Origin of the sequence: Paenibacillus sp. HGF5 (genome assembly GCF_000204455.1) — a bacterium.
GTDB classification, from domain to species: Bacteria; Bacillota; Bacilli; order Paenibacillales; family Paenibacillaceae; genus Paenibacillus_AQ; species Paenibacillus_AQ lautus_A.
The window spans coordinates 1-13,207 of the sequence record NZ_AEXS01000036.1; the positions used below are offsets into that span (position 1 = coordinate 1).

Below are 13,207 nucleotides of genomic sequence, written 5' to 3' on the forward strand. Positions count from 1 at the left end.
ATGGACGATACAGGAACCTTCTTCCCGCCCGTTTGTACGGATAATTGATCCGTTTCCAAGATGGTAAATTGTTTTCTGGCTATCACGATATCATAACCGGCATCGGTTTTCGTGACGCTTCGTATCCATAACTTTTCATTGCCAACCTGGATCGATTGATCAGACGGTGACGCAAGGGAGATGGGTTCTGCTACTTTCTGATATCCATCGAAGGTTTTAAGAACGATTTCAATCGTCTCTATTTGATCTGTAGGAAGGACGTCGTATTCCAGTTCAAATCCTGGGATACCCTTTTCGGCGTATCGATCCGACCGCATTCCCCAAAATTTCACTTCCGTGCCATTGACATAAAGCTTGGTTTTGCCAGGAAATCTGGGAAATCCCTCGTCCCCAAATTCGTAATGACCCTTCACGATGGTAGAAGTTGGTGAAGCCGTAATCGAGTCATAGTGGACAGTTCCCTGATCAACCGAAACGGATTTTGAAATATCCTCCTTAATCATACTTTTCATCGCTTGGTTCGCTTCAAACTTGAAGGAGACCGGATAAGCTGCCCTCTCCCCGTTATCCAGCCACTCACTGAAGGTAACGGTTAATGTTCTGGAAAATGGGCTGACCGGCTCGAATTTATACACGCCTTCGTACCGAGTCTCGTCTTTGCTATAATTGCCGCTTCCTTCTCTCGGACGGGAATCCGTCATGAAGCCTTGTATTCCACCAACGTTGTAACGAAAAGAACCGTTGTCGGAAAGCACGCTGCCGGCGGGTCGATCGATACTGTAATACATGAGAAAGGCGTTATCGTCCGCGATGACTCCATTAATGGTTATGACCGTACCGTCATCCAGCGTTTTGCTTTTGCCGACCGTTTGTCCATACCCTTGCTCCGTAACTTCAGAAAAGCTAAGTGAGTTCAGCTCGATTTTATCCAGCAGCTTGACGCCATAGTAAGCAAACGCAGGATATTGATAGGTACCGACAATCAGGAGCAGTGCCGCAGCTATGGATGCAGCCCATGCAAAAGCTCGATTCCGGTCCTTTTTCTTGGCGGGAACTAGCTCAAGCGCATGCCGCAGTCGCCCTTCAAGTTCTGGCGGGGCCTGTACGGAAATCAGGGTCTGCTGATGCTCCTGCAGCTTCTCCTCGATCGTTCTCATGGCGATCACCTCCGATCATGACTTTCAGTTTCAGTATGCCTTGCGAAATTCTTGATTTGATCGTGCCGATCGGTGCTCCGGTCATATCGGCTATGGTCTGATACGGCAAATCATGCACGTAGCGGAGCTCAATCGCTTCTCGCTGCCTTGGATTCAGATGAGATAGCAGCACTTGCATATCCATCTCAGACTCCGCATAGCGATAGGGATTATCATCGGTTAAAGTAATAAGAGCAGTTTCCTGATCGTCTCCCAGCGGAAGAAATCGTTTATTTTTTCGGAGTAGTGTTTTGCAGCGGTTGACTAGAATCGTTTTGCTCCAGCTATAAAAGGCTTCGCTCTTTTGCAATTGATCCAGCTTTTCATACAGCGTAACGATCATGTCTTCCATGGCATCCATCGCGTCATGCTCATTTCCCATGTAGCTGTAGGCTAGACGATAATAAGCGTCCTGGTCGGCTATGATCAGCTGTAATAGAGCTTCCTTATTTCCTCTTTTGGCTTGTTTCACAAGACGGCTTACTCGCATATTCTCCCCCTCTCTCATGAATAAGAGCTAGAAGCAATGATAAAAGTTCATTCCACACAAAAAAACTCCACACCATACACAGGGTAAACGTTTGCCTACCCCTGTGCGGGTGCGGAGACCAATGAATCCAAAGCAGAAACTAACCAAGCTCGAAGCTTAATGGAGCTTTGACGTATTCTGTTTTTGCGTTATTTTCAGTTTCTCCGGGGTAACGTCCTCGCCATTCGGGTCCACAACTTTCAGCGTAGACATGGTCGAGAGAACCTGCCCTCGGATGGCTTGCAAATATTCCTGACGAAGCTGCTGCTGTTCAGTGTATTCTTCTTGGCTCAGACCTTCGGTCTTCTGCTTGCGGCTCAGTTCATTAATTCTATGCAATGAAGGTATGGTCATGGTTATCTTTCATCCTTCCGTATAACAAGTTGTAACAGTCAGTTTACTGTAAATAACCTGCGGTTGCAACAAATCCAAGGAAAACCATGCCAAGATGCGAATGGATTTTCCATTCAAATCAAAAAAGCCGCCCATTTGGCGGCTCCTTAAGCTTTAGGCAAACCTATCGAAAATTGATGGGGAAAGCCCGGTAACCCCTTGAACATGAGAACACCCTCACTGACTAAAAACCAGATTCTGTACACGATATAAGAATAACTTACGAATTGACGTGACATTTCCAATATGCTGAAGACGACGTCCCCTGCTTTAACCAGATCACCAGAATGGTGCTGCTCTTGCAGTTCAGCGACCGATTGTAAGATAAGCGCATCCATTCGATCCTCTTCGCAGCCGATGACCCTGTCCTCTTCCCAGAATCGAAGAACATGATCCTGTCCTTCCAGCTCCAGCCATTCGGATTCGTACCGTTTCCTTGTATCCGAAGAAAGCGGGATTCCATCACCGTAGTTCTTGACAATATCGATGTAGGTCCCTCGCTCGATCCTTGATTGATAGACTGGAGTCTCGCCCTTATTCTGCTGCAAACTCGATTCTTTGAGAATTTGCGTCACGTTCACCACATGAATCGGGCGTTCCCGCTCCCTCAGCAAGTATAATGCAAAGCGAAGCCCGGTTTGATCATGAGCGTTATCCGCGCACCATATGACCACGGTCTTGCTCTCCGATATGGTTTTTAACATCTTAATCATGCGTTCGATTTGGTGGTCTTTGTTTATGATGTTGTAGAAGTAGGAATCTCTGTCATGTTCCATCAACCAGATTTCCCTTCGCTGCTGCCCTTCCGCTGTGCTTAAATCCCTGATAGGGCCGGTGGAAAAGCAGTCATTAAATGCTAATACGCGGGATTTCTCTCGTTTCCCCACTTGACTAAGCGCCACTTTTAATGAACCGGCATTCGAGAGACTGAAAATGATATGGACATGCGTTTGGAGATTCTCCTCCTGCAGCCGCTCATGGTGAACGATCTCTGCATGGTGTTCGATCAGCTTGCACAATCGCTCAGCATCCCTTTTCTCTTCATGTCCGACGTTCGTGGCATCCTGGACCGCTGTGTTCAGCAACCGACGGAGTAAAAGCCAATTCTCTCTTTCCCCAAACCCTTGCAATTTCTCGTATAGCTTATCGATAAGGATCCCTCCGAAGCGAAGTTCAACTGTTTCGTCACTCCTTGTTAGTCGAGCAGCTGCCGCGTTTGGAAGAAGCATCCAATACCGATTGGATCGTTTGCTCCTCCAAGTATTGATTCAACTGCCGTTCCGCACCGTCCATCACCTGTTTGACCAGACATACGCAAGCACCCGGCTTATCTTCGTTCCTGTCGCTAGGCTTCTCTTCGGTCAGCAATCGATGCTGCTGCGAATTGAGATTAGAGCATTCAAACAGCTGCTGCCTTCCTTCGATCACCTGGATCACTTCTAAAAATGTAATCTGCCGGGCCGGCTTTGCCAGCTCATAACCTCCGTTTACCCCCGGCACGGCACGCACGATGCCGTCCTGTCTCAGCTTGGACATGATTTTGGACAAATAGCTTTCCGAAACGCCTAGTGTCGCAGACAGCTCCTTGATTCCGATGTTGTGGTCACGCTCCGATTGAGCCAGATGAATTAAGGCGTGCAGAGCATAATCAACGCTTTTGGAAAACTGTATGGCGGTTTCCTCCTTTGGATTAATTTATTTACCATAGACCCATGATATCCATTATATTGATTCAGTTTCTTATTTGCAATGAATCCGCGAGGGTCAGAATAAACCATGGTGACCAGAATCAAACATGAAAAAGCCGCCAAAACGGCGGCTTCGCAAGCGCAATCTCATACGCTTCTATGAATCTCGGGTATTGTATATCAAGGTTGCGCCTCATATCCATCTAATAGGCATGTCTTGTTATTCGGACAAGCAGCCATTATTTTCGAGGATCGTATAATCCCGATGTGTTCTTGAACCATTCGAATATATGGGTTACGCAAACCTTGAGAACAGCGTAGCCGGGAACGGCCAACAGAATGCCAACCACGCCGAACAGATTACCGGCAGTCAGTATGACAAAGATAATCGTAATCGGATGAATCTTGAGCGTTTTGCCCATAATTTGCGGAGAGATGAATTTGCCCTCGATCAACTGCACGATCGTCCATACCGCCACCATCTTCAGCAGCATCACCGGAGAAGTGACCAGAGCCACAATCAACGCGGGCGTGATCGCAATGGCAGGCCCCAAATAAGGGACAACGCTGGTGAACGAGGCGATAATGGCAAGAATAAGCGCGTAATCCAGGCCGATAATCATGTACCCGATGTACAGCAGAATACCGATGCAGACACTGACAATAATCTGACCGCGGATGAACGAACTGATCTGATGATTGATATCTTGAAGCACATGCAGGATCCCCGAACGACTCTGGGTCGGCAGGAACGACAAGATTTTCTGAGGAAGCTTTTTCCCGTCTTTCAGCATATAGAACAGGACAAAAGGAACCGTAATGATCGACAACACAATCTCCGTAAACGCGCCAAGGAAACCGCCTACCTTGCTCCATGTCGAGTTCAGGATTTCGGTTGCTTTCTGCGTTATCGTGCCCCACCATTCCTGGGAGTTGATGTTCACGGCCTCCTGCAGCTGACTGTACAACTGGCTGCCGGTCAGCTCTTCAAACTGCTGCCTGACCTTCTCGCTGTACGTCGGGAAATTGTCAATCAGACTCATAATCTGGGTGCGGAGCACCGGAATGACCGCCAGCACCACAACCGTCAAAATTCCGGCAATCAACAGATATAATATCAGGATGGACCATCCGCGCTTGATTTTCCTTTTTTCCATCATATCCACCAAGGGATTCAGCAAATAATACAGGATTCCGGATAAAATGATCGGCAGCACGATCGTCTTGATCAGAACCGCGATCGGATGCAGCACAAACGAGATTTTGCTTAATACCATGACGTTTAAACCGACCAGCAACAGAACAAGCAAAAGCAGCACAAACTTATTGTTTAGAAAAAAGCGCTTGAACCGATCCGGCCAAATGCGAGGTTGCTCCATATATGTCCTCCCTTATTTAGGTTTATCGATTCCAGACACAAAACTTGCATCGATGCAAGCCACCCATGGCGTCGAGATCATCGAGCACAGCTTCGCTAACTCCATTCTTTTAACTATAATGTTTCTTCAGGGCACATGTCCAGTCAACCAAGGGCCAGCGTGAGGGTTCGCATCTATGGACGGTCATCTCATGATGGAACAAGCCTGCGTGTCATGAAGACACGCAGGCTTAAGCTGTACGAGCACGCTACACCCACGGTTTTATAAATACCGAGAAATGATGCGCACTAATTTTGCGGGCAGCTCATTCAGGTTGGTAATATCCAGAAACCTCTCGGCTCCATAAATCCGGCTAATGACATCCTTGTCTTGCCCGATGGCGGCCGCCAGAAATTTGACTCCTTTTCTTTCATAGTCGGATAAGGTCTGCTGCATGTCTTGAATGGCAAGGCTTCCGGTATAGTCCTCCATCGCCTTAGGCTGCCCGTCGCTGATGGTGATCAACAGCTTGGTCTGCTTCGGTGAAGCTGCCAGCCGTTCCGCCATGATCCTTAACGCCATACCATCCCGATTGTTGCTTCTCGCGCGGATTCCCATCAGCCTGAAGCGATCGCGAATATCCGGATGATCATAGTCGGCATAAGCGAAGATCGACATCTGCTCCAAGCGGGACACATCGGCCGTATCGCCGTAGATCAGAACAGGAATATGGAAAATCTGACAAAATTCATAGACCGCGATGACCGCACGCTTGGCTGCCTCCAATCTACCGAACGCAGCCATCGATGCGGATTCATCGACCCTCAGTCCGACCACAAGACCAGGGGATTCCGTCGGAGGACGTTTCTTGGCAAATAACCTGAAGTCCCGGTAGGCTACGCTGTCTGCCTGAAATTTTGATCCATAGTATTGGTTTTTGGCATACTCCGCGGTGATTTCGTGCTCCAAGAGCGGCAGCGTTTTTCTGGCGATTTCTCGTATAACCGGCATAAGCCCCTGACTTAACCGCCCATATTCCTCCTGTAGGTTCGGATCATAATCAGGGCGATGAACGATCAGCTTTACCGACCGATGAAGGGAATCGGACACGATTTCTCTGGAAATCCGATTCAGCTTTTTGCGGAAATCCCGTTCCTTCTGCTTCTCCTCTTCCGACATGGGCTCAGGATTAGCCTGGTGATAATTCGGCGTGCCCTCCTCGCCCGAATCCGTGCTCTCCATCTCCGCTGATTCATCCGATGAAACGGATGTGCTGCCTTCGCTCTCAGCGGATTTTTTTAATCGGATCCCTTCTTCCCCGGTTCGCTGATCCGGATTGGAGTCAACATCCATATCGATGTCCCAGGTTGAGATCTCCACGGCATCCCCTCTTCGTTTGCTTGGGGGTTCAACCGCAATTTCGTCCAGAAGCCCCAACAGGCCTTGGCCTTCCAGCGCATCTTCCAGCAGTTTGATTTCTTCCGGATCGGTCGTCATCTTGTAGATCACTTTGTGATAAAGGGATTCTCCTGCAGAAGCCCCCTGAGCCACGGCATCCGCCCAATAGAAATAGGAACGCATGCCGGCAACCCCCTTAATGGCATTGGCCCGGGCTGTTTTGTCCAACAGAATGATGACCCTTGCGAGGATGTCCAGCATTTCATCGTCCCCGCAGCCGATTTTGGCCTTTGCGCGCTCCATCATCATCTCCTTGGTAGGCAGATCCATTTTCTCCGAATGCTGTATCCTGTCTCGCAATGCTTCATTTAGCGGCCTGGATCCCGCATAACTGCGGTTGGCCGTGATCACCGCAATGAAATCCGGGTGCCTGTGCACGATACCCATCGGCAGATTCAGTGTGCCGCCAGGCTCCAGCGCGGAATTCAGCGCCATTAATACGGCAGCATCACGTATCACGTTCGGTTCCTGTATTTCCAGCAGATAGCCTTTCTGAAAGGCTCTGACGATCTCGGAAGCGTAAAATCGATATTCTACCTCCTTATTCTCTGCGGCATTCGCGGCCAGCTTCAATACATGCTTCATCTTGGCTGAAGCATGCTCCCGCGAAATTCCTAAAGCCTCCATTAGAATCTCCGTCGAGCATTGAAAGCCGTCACTTTCGTATAAGGCTTTCAAGGCGGCCTGATCGGCAGGTTCCAAGTGCTCCATTTGATCGGAAGTAATGACCGGTAAAATGGCTCCGATAATATCCGATTTATCCATATCGGCAAAACATGTGACTTTGGTGTAAGGGAGCCTGAAGTTCGCGGACAATGCTTTGGCGAGCTGCGTCTTTCCGGATCCGGCATCGCCCTCTAACAAAACATTGGCGATTTTCATCTCGCCCCGATCCCAATTCCGCTTAATTTCATTCGAGATTCGCCGTTCTTCCTCACTTACTTTATGCGTTAACGATTTTGTCCAGATAAGGCTCTTTTCTTCTTCGGTCAATGCTCTCCCGGGAGACAGCACGTAATATTCATTGTCATTCTGTTCTTGCATAACCTTTCGCCTCCAAGCTTTTCCCAGCGTGGAAGAACACTCTCGCTCCATTCCTCCGTTATCTGGGATGCCTCCTCTTTATTCGTACCCTAATTCTTTCAACGCTCTGGTTAATGTCCGCAGCCTTTCACCAATCATCTCGCCGTTATCGCTCAAAGCCCCGTTGAACAGCCTGATATCCTCATGGATCTGTTCATTGTCCGTGCATACGGCTACCGTCATGGCGCTTCCCTGCAGTCCGATCCGGTCGATCACGGGATTCTGCGGATCATAGAGTTGCTCGTATCGATAGGCTTCGCTAAAATGCGCCAGTGCGCTGCAAACGAGAATAGACAAATCCAGAATGCGATGAATCGGAAGCTCTAACGATTGTTCGGTTGCATGCCCGTCCGCATCTCTCCATACTCTCGCGGCAACATTTGCCTGGCCTTCCTCATTACCTTGAGACAGTCCGAGGGATAACGCCCTAACATCTGTGGCGCCGGCAAACCGCCCGTCTACCTCCCCGTAATTAGCCGATACAATGACAGGCTTATGATTCATAGAAGCGTGTATGTTCATCATTTCTCCTCTTTTCTCAAAAATGGATCTTACGCAAATAATTCAAGTGCATCGTTTGCCATAAGAACATATAAGCAATGACCAATGATCAATATAACAATAAACGTTTTTATTATTCATCTATTTATATAATAGACATATTTCATTTTGTTGTAAATACCTGGCTAGTAACGCCCAGCAAAGCGTAAAATTGTGAATTGCAACAAAAAAGAAAAGAAGCATCCCCTTGTTTAGGAGATACTTCTTCTGAATTAATTTGAATTAATGATGATCTGTTTCACCACAGCTCTCAATTTTCAGCTGCTTCGTTGCTGGAATGCGGAGATACCCCTATTATTTGCCTGCCAAGAATTCATCCAGCTGACGCTGTATCTCGGCGACATACTCGTCAATCCCAGCCGCCTTCAGCTTCTGGATGGCTTTGGGATACTCTGTCTCAAAATCGACAAATCCGGAACGGATCGCAGCTAGATCTTTGCCTGCGACTTCTTTCAAGGATGTCTCGATCAACTTAACCCTTTCGTTATTGAATCGGAATCCCAAGGATTCGGATCGAACAGCCTGATCATCCCAGCTCTTATATTGATCGATGGATTCCTGGGCCACGTTCGGCCCGAACAATTGGTAATTCTGGTTTCTAAACATCCATTCATAGAAGAATTCGCTCGGAGTGAGCTTATTGATTCTTCCGTCCACGATCTCGTAGTCCTTGCCTTCGACGCCATAGAGAGCAAACTGGTAATTTTCCTTGGATTTATAAATCCAGTTCACAAACTTCATGGCTCCTTCCGGATTCGGAGCATTGACTGGAATGCCCAGAACTTCCCCGCCTGTGGCGGTTACATAACGCGGCTTATCCTCGGCTAGCAGGTAGGTCTTAACCTCGGCATCCGGGGCATTGGCTTTGATGGCATCGACGATTTCCATTTCCTTGCCCAGAGATCCTTCCACCCATAAATATAGGCCGGTCTGCATGCGGGAGTCTCTCTCGTTGTACTTGATGGTCAAATCCTCTGTGTATAATCCTGCTTCATACATTCCCCGGTTAAATTTCGCCACTTCCTGGAATGCTTCCGTTTCATAATAGCTGTATGCTTTCTTGCTGTCTTCCCCGAATACAACCAAATCTTCGACGGCGATCCAGTTATATTGTTCATCGGTAAAGTATCGAGTCAACGGTTTAAAGATAATGTCGGCGGGACCTTTCATTTCAGGAAACTTCTCTTTCGCCTTGGTCGCGAATTCTTTTAAATCGTCGGGTGTCTTCACGTCGGTCATCCCCACGGCTTCCAGAATATCCTGGCGGACGGCAACCAGCTGGTACATGGCCGAGGACGGTGCATAGGCCGACGGAATGCCGTGAATTTTCCCATCGATGGTTGCGCCTTGAAGCTGTTCCATCGGCAAAACTTTCAACATATCCTGACCATATTCCTGGATTAAATCATCCAGAACCATGGCTTGTTTCTTGTTGACGATCGTGGAAAGATCCGGAAGACCATCCCAATATAAATCGATCGGTTCGTTTGCGGCCAGCATGATATCTTTCTGTTCCCAATACTGGGCCCACGGCACATATATGACTTCGACCTTTAGACCGAGATCGGCAGCCATTTTCTCTGCGAATTCATTGTTTAAAAATTCGTTCATGCGATCGCTTCGTTCCCCCGGATACAAAATCGTGACGGTTTCGAGCGCGGCTGCCCCCTCTTTTTTGCCGCTGCATCCTGCCATTACCGAAACGGATGCGATCAATAAAACCAACAAGATCAGCATTTTTTTTGCTTTCATGAAAGACCCTCCCTATGAAATGGTTAATCTATGTTAAAAGCCTGAATCGGCCAATAACCACGCAGGTGTCTATTCTTTTACCGCTCCGGCCATAATCCCGTGCACGAAGTATTTTTGAATGTAAGGATACAGGAAAATGATCGGACCGATCGTGATGACCGTAATGGCCATCTTCACGGTTTCGGCAGGCAATGTGATGTTGCCTGATGCCCCTGACGGAATTCGTCCGGAACTTATCGCATTGACGTTCGACAGAATGTTGTAGAGGAAATACTGCAGCGGAAACAAATCGCGTTCGTTAATGAAGATCAGCGCATGCCACCAATCATTCCAATATTGAAGCGCATACATTAAACCTACCGTCAGCAGTGCGGTTTTGCTTAACGGAAGGGCTATTTTCACATAGATCGTAAAATAATTGGCGCCGTCCATCTCGGCCGCTTCATATAAAGATGGAGAAATGCTTGCAAAGTACGTTCGCATCAGAAACATGTTCCATACGCTGAATATGGACGGCAGGATCAAAGCCAGAATGCTGTTCTTCAACCCGTAATAATTGACGCTGACCATGTACCACGGTATCAAGCCGGCCGAGAAGATGATCGTAAAGTTGCTAATGAAAGCGAGCACGTTGCGGTATTTCAGCTTTTTGATAGATAGGGAAAATGCAATCATGCTGGTAATCAACAGAGCCCCGAACGTCCCCACAGTGGTTACAAACAGGGTAACGCCGTAGGATTTGAGCAGTTTCATTCCACTATTAACAAAGATATATTTATATGTATCCAAGCTGGGGCTCAGAGGGATGATCGAATATCCGTTTCTCGCAACGGCCTGTTCCGAAGAAAAGGACACGCTTAACGTTAATACAAGAGGATACAGACAAACGAGTGCGAATAAGCCAATGAATGCATAGGCAAAGCCTATCACCAATTTATCGCCAAGCAATCTATTCTTTTCCATCATCAAAATAGACCCTCTCCGTCGTTTATTTTCTTAGCGGATTTGTTAGCAGCCGTAATCAGGATCAAGCCCATCAATGACTGGAATAGCCCGATGGCCGTCGAGTAAGAAAAGCCCAGCGTACGCATCGACTGATAAACGTAGGTATCGATGACCGTTACTTCTTCAGCCAGGACCGGGTTGTTGCCAACGATACCGTAAATCATCCCAAAGTCCCCGTAGAAGATTCGTCCGACACTCAGCAAGCTCAAAACGATGATCGTTGGCTTCAGCATGGGCACGGTCAAGTAAAGAATTTGCTGCAATTTGTTAGCGCCATCCACCTTGGCCGCTTCGTATAAGCTCCCGTCAAAATTGGACATCGCCGCCATGTAGACAATGGAACTGTAACCGCTCCATTTCCAGACGCTCGACAGAATGATGATCCACTTCCAATACTTTGGCTCCGAGTACCAGGAGATCGGCTCTGCACCGAAGAACTTCAAAATATGATTCGCCACGCCCACATCCGTGGAGAAGATTCCGTACAGAATCGCACCGACGACAACCCAAGATATGAAATAGGGAAAAAACATCATGCTTTGCGCGATCTTTTTGTAGGCTTTATGCCGGATTTCATTGATCAGAATGGCAATGCTAACAGGAATGATAATGCCTAAGATGAGACCAAAAAAGTTGATGTACAGCGTGTTATAGGTAACCTTCCATCCCATGCTGTTTTCCGAAAAAAAGTATTTGAAGTTGTCCAGACCCACAAATTTGCTGCCGAAGATGCCGTCGACCACATTGAAGTCGGTAAACGCCATCCATATCCCGGCAAACGGGATATAGGAGAACATGATCAGCACGATCAGCGCGGGTACGCACATGAGATACAGGATCCTGTGTTTTTTTATTTCATAGAGAAATCCCTTGACAGCCGAACTCATTCCATCACCCCTTTACATGTGATTAAACGACTATGCTGTAATGCCTTGCTGCAGCTTCATCTTTAGTTCATCCAGATCGATCACGGTACCGGTAATTCTCGCCTCTTCCGCGGCATAGGCCATCATATGGCTTTCAACGGACATGTCGATGGAGGATCTGCTGCTGAAGTCGGCATTCCCCAGATTCTCCAAGAAATCATTCATCAGACCGGTATCGCCGCCGTTATGTCCGCCGCTCACCGTTGCCGGCCGAATGACGGTTTGGTGTACGGGTTCTGCCATATTGGAGTTAAAGCGGGTGACTTCGATAATGTTCAAGTTATCGTCGCCTCGGATTTCCCCATGCTCGCACATGATTTTGAGCGTACGGTACATCTTGTTGGTGAATCCGCTTAAATTAAACGTTGCCGTTACCCCGTTTTTGAACTCGATCAGGGTGACTTGATGGTCGCATACATCATTGTCAAGCCGATATACGCAGCTTCCGTAAGGACTCGTTGCTAGCGCTTGGAGCAGTCCCTCTTCGCTCTGATCCGCCGAAATGACGGTAGCGGGCCATTGGCCCCTGATCGGCAAATAGGCTTTTCTTGCGTCGAATCGGCAGTTCGCGGCTGCCTTACAATCGAGGCATCGTTCCGCACTGCCTGCCGGTGCATTCTCCTCTTTGAAATACGTAAGGCTCCCATACGATGAGATACGTTTCGCCCCGCTGTCCACAAGCCAGGATAGAATATCCATGTCATGACAGGATTTCTGCATGATGATCGGGCTCGCCAGATCGCTTCTTCTCCAATTGCCTCTTACGAAGGAATGTGCCATATGGAAATTGCCGATGTTCTCGTTGTGCTGTATGGTCACGATTTTCCCGAGTTCATTGCTATCGATGATTTTCTTAATTTCCGCAAAGAAGTTCGTATATCTGAGCACATGGCATACAATCACCTTACGGCCTTTTTCATTAGCTTTCTCCTGAATTCTCATGCATTCTACCGGACTTGGTGAAATGGGCTTCTCAAGCAAAATATCATAGCCAAGATCAAGCGCCATCATCGTTTGCTCGTAATGGTCCTTGTCCATGGAAGAGATGATGACGGCATCGCAAATTTTCCCCATTGCATAAAACGCATCCACGGATGCAAATTGTTTCTCCAGCGGAATCTGAAACTCATCCGCCGCTGCCTTTCTTCTGCCGGCATCCGGCTCGATGACCGCCACAATTTCCTCGCTTTGGCAAGCGTGCCTTGAATAGATCATGCCTCTTTGTCCTGCACCAATTAATGCTAGTTTCAACTCCATA

12 protein-coding genes are annotated in these 13,207 nt (G+C 47.9%); all 12 read right to left on the bottom strand.

The window, feature by feature from the left end:
• On the bottom strand, positions 1 to 1,157 hold a 1,157-nt coding region (locus HMPREF9412_RS06370), incomplete at its 3' end, for a DUF4179 domain-containing protein (protein WP_009590586.1).
• Positions 1,084 to 1,686, bottom strand: a complete 603-nt coding sequence (locus HMPREF9412_RS06375) for a sigma-70 family RNA polymerase sigma factor (protein WP_036671485.1) — start codon at positions 1,684 to 1,686, stop codon at positions 1,084 to 1,086. The genes HMPREF9412_RS06370 and HMPREF9412_RS06375, both read right to left, overlap by 74 nt.
• 156 nt (positions 1,687 to 1,842) lie before the next feature.
• Complete coding sequence (locus HMPREF9412_RS06380; RefSeq protein ID WP_009590590.1) at positions 1,843 to 2,079, bottom strand: DUF896 domain-containing protein; 237 nt, start codon at positions 2,077 to 2,079, stop codon at positions 1,843 to 1,845.
• A 146-nt stretch (positions 2,080 to 2,225) separates the two neighbouring features.
• Positions 2,226 to 3,137 carry a DUF1835 domain-containing protein gene (locus HMPREF9412_RS06385; RefSeq protein ID WP_254664010.1) on the bottom strand — a complete coding sequence of 304 codons (912 nt, stop codon included), beginning with the start codon at positions 3,135 to 3,137 and terminating at the stop codon, positions 2,226 to 2,228.
• A gap of 166 nt (positions 3,138 to 3,303) precedes the next feature.
• Positions 3,304 to 3,789, bottom strand: a complete 486-nt coding sequence (locus tag HMPREF9412_RS06390) for an RrF2 family transcriptional regulator (RefSeq protein WP_036671489.1) — start codon at positions 3,787 to 3,789, stop codon at positions 3,304 to 3,306.
• Between the two features lie 256 nt (positions 3,790 to 4,045).
• A complete protein-coding gene (locus HMPREF9412_RS06395; RefSeq protein ID WP_009590611.1) occupies positions 4,046 to 5,185 on the bottom strand; it encodes an AI-2E family transporter in 1,140 nt (379 codons plus the stop codon).
• Positions 5,186 to 5,446: 261 nt separating this feature from the next.
• Complete coding sequence (locus HMPREF9412_RS06400; protein ID WP_009590608.1) at positions 5,447 to 7,666, bottom strand: AAA family ATPase; 2,220 nt, start codon at positions 7,664 to 7,666, stop codon at positions 5,447 to 5,449.
• Positions 7,667 to 7,744: 78 nt separating this feature from the next.
• The gene (locus tag HMPREF9412_RS06405) at positions 7,745 to 8,227 is read right to left on the bottom strand and encodes a DUF6530 family protein (protein WP_009590597.1); all 483 of its coding nucleotides are present in this window, start codon (positions 8,225 to 8,227) and stop codon (positions 7,745 to 7,747) included.
• 333 nt (positions 8,228 to 8,560) lie between these two features.
• Positions 8,561 to 10,018, bottom strand: a complete 1,458-nt coding sequence (locus tag HMPREF9412_RS06410) for an ABC transporter substrate-binding protein (protein ID WP_009590580.1) — start codon at positions 10,016 to 10,018, stop codon at positions 8,561 to 8,563.
• Between the two features lie 69 nt (positions 10,019 to 10,087).
• Positions 10,088 to 10,984, bottom strand: a complete 897-nt coding sequence (locus HMPREF9412_RS06415) for a carbohydrate ABC transporter permease (protein ID WP_009590583.1) — start codon at positions 10,982 to 10,984, stop codon at positions 10,088 to 10,090.
• The gene (locus tag HMPREF9412_RS06420; protein WP_009590570.1) at positions 10,984 to 11,910 is read right to left on the bottom strand and encodes an ABC transporter permease; all 927 of its coding nucleotides are present in this window, start codon (positions 11,908 to 11,910) and stop codon (positions 10,984 to 10,986) included. The genes HMPREF9412_RS06415 and HMPREF9412_RS06420 overlap by 1 nt, the downstream gene beginning before the upstream one ends.
• Before the next feature lie 30 nt (positions 11,911 to 11,940).
• Positions 11,941 to 13,206, bottom strand: coding sequence for a Gfo/Idh/MocA family protein (locus tag HMPREF9412_RS06425; RefSeq protein WP_254664011.1), 1,266 nt, complete (start codon positions 13,204 to 13,206; stop codon positions 11,941 to 11,943).
• Between the last annotated feature and the right edge of the window lies 1 nt (position 13,207).